We start from the raw sequence: 1,846 nt of genomic DNA, 5'->3' as shown, positions 1-1,846 counted from the left end.
AGGGACCAAAGAAATGTATTCAGCACTCCTTTCTTCTCAAATGTCATCTAAAAACATTACATTTAGAGTATCGGCAAGCGACTCAAGCTGCACAGTTCAGAATATTAGCAGTAGTCTGGAAATGGTTAAAACACTATAAAACGGAAATAAATTATCGATTATCTTATATTTTCAAATATGCCTAGTACTAAAGCTGTAAGTCGTTCAAAAGGACAAATAACAGTTGGTTTTTGCTCCTTCGTCGCTTATTTTAACCAAATGTTTTTAGCCTCTTAATGAGGCGTTGGTATGACTCCCCACGTCAAGTTAAATACACCGATCCCTGCTCATTAATTTAGAGCCATAATGTCTACTTTTAAAATAAAAGAGTTAACGCATAGATGAAGCAAGTAATTTCGTCGGTTATCATGCTGATATTCGTGGATTACTAACCTGTTGGTTAGCAGTGCCGACCTTACTTATTCCGTCGTGGCACCTGATTTCAGTCTATGCTCGTGGTTCAACGATAATAAATACCGTTGCCAGCCTAACGCCCTCGGTGGTTATGCCACAGCCGATGCTTGACCCAATGCGCTAACTCAAAACTTTTTATCATGCAGGTACTCTCGATATTCTTAATCGTGTATCAACTGGCGTAATGACTACTTCACGGGCAATAGCCCACAGGTAAGCGGCCATCTCTCTGGCAATGGCTATCACCACGACATTACGATGTTTTCCTCTACTCAGCAGCCGATTGTATCGTCGGCACAGCCTAAGTTGGGCCTGCCAAGCAATATCGGTAATTTCTTTGGGTAAGCCTTCCTGACGCTTTTGTAATTCTGTCGATATATTGGCTTTGTGCTTATATGTATGAGCGCCTTGAACAAGTAAACGCCTTGCTCGTCCATTGCCACATTTGGTAATGCTACCTAACCGCCGTTTATCACCACTGCTGTGCTCTTTTGAGACTAATCCTAGATACGACATGAGCTTTTTTGGATGGTCAAAGCGCCTTAAATCGCCAAGCTCTGCGACAATACCCGTTGCGATAAGCAGTCGAACACCTCTGACGGCTTGAAGTGCTTTAACTACAGGATAAAACCGCCACGACTTCACCTGATGAAATAATTCATTGGCCAGTCGTTTCTCTCGCTGTATTCGCTCAGTGATAACTTGTATCATTTCTTGCAAAACGATTTGTTGGCTTGGGTGAGGTAAAATGAGCTCAGTCAACCAACGAAGGTGTTGAAGTGACCAATTATCGTTGACCTTACAGCTGATGTTATTACGAAGAAATAGGGCCTTAAGTTGATATTTAGCATCCTTTAAGTCTTTCATCGCTGTTTCTCTTGCCCTTGATAGGTCGCGTATTGCTTCGTCTTCAGGCTCTGGCACATATATGGGTGTTAATTCTTCATCCTTAAGCAGTTTGGTTAATTTCAACGCATCACGTTTGTCAGTTTTTACTTTATCTCCTGGTTTCTTTGGAATTAATGAGGGGGCAACGACATAGCAGCAATGACTCAAGCTGGTCAGTAATCGGTAAATCCAATAACCACAGGGGCCTGCTTCATAAACAAAATGTAGTGTCGCCTGTGGGTATTTGGATTGATATTGCCGAGCCAATTTTGTAATGGCTGCTTTGGTCGTTTTTATTTTTCCATAATGAACGGGTTTTGCACCACGTTGGTCTTCTACATGTGCCACTTCGGTAGACACTTTATGGGTATCTAAGCCGATGAAAAGTATGTTATATTTGTACATGTTAGCCTCCAGTTTATATTGTTTAACACATATATTATGGCTCTGGTTTTACTAACCCACGAATCTGGAGGCTAGCACCTCGTGGGAGTCATTATGTCTA

2 protein-coding genes are annotated in these 1,846 nt (G+C 41.7%); one reads left to right on the top strand and one right to left on the bottom strand.

Annotated features, from left to right (window positions below; genetic code table 11):
* The first annotated feature begins 445 nt into the window (after nt 1–445).
* On the top strand, nt 446–577 hold the full coding sequence (locus tag GAB14E_RS25585) for a hypothetical protein (RefSeq protein WP_269429112.1): 132 nt from the start codon (nt 446–448) through the stop codon (nt 575–577).
* A gap of 14 nt (nt 578–591) precedes the next feature.
* On the opposite strand, the gene GAB14E_RS02935 is transcribed toward GAB14E_RS25585, so the two are convergent.
* The gene (locus GAB14E_RS02935; RefSeq protein WP_033081990.1) at nt 592–1,746 is read right to left on the bottom strand and encodes an IS110 family RNA-guided transposase; all 1,155 of its coding nucleotides are present in this window, start codon (nt 1,744–1,746) and stop codon (nt 592–594) included.
* Nucleotides 1,747–1,846: the final 100 nt, after the last annotated feature.

This window comes from Colwellia psychrerythraea, assembly GCF_000764185.1.
Lineage (GTDB): Bacteria > Pseudomonadota > Gammaproteobacteria > Enterobacterales > Alteromonadaceae > Colwellia > Colwellia psychrerythraea_B.
The sequence above is the reverse complement of the archived record's forward strand: the minus strand, read 5'-3'. Positions and strand labels throughout refer to the sequence as shown.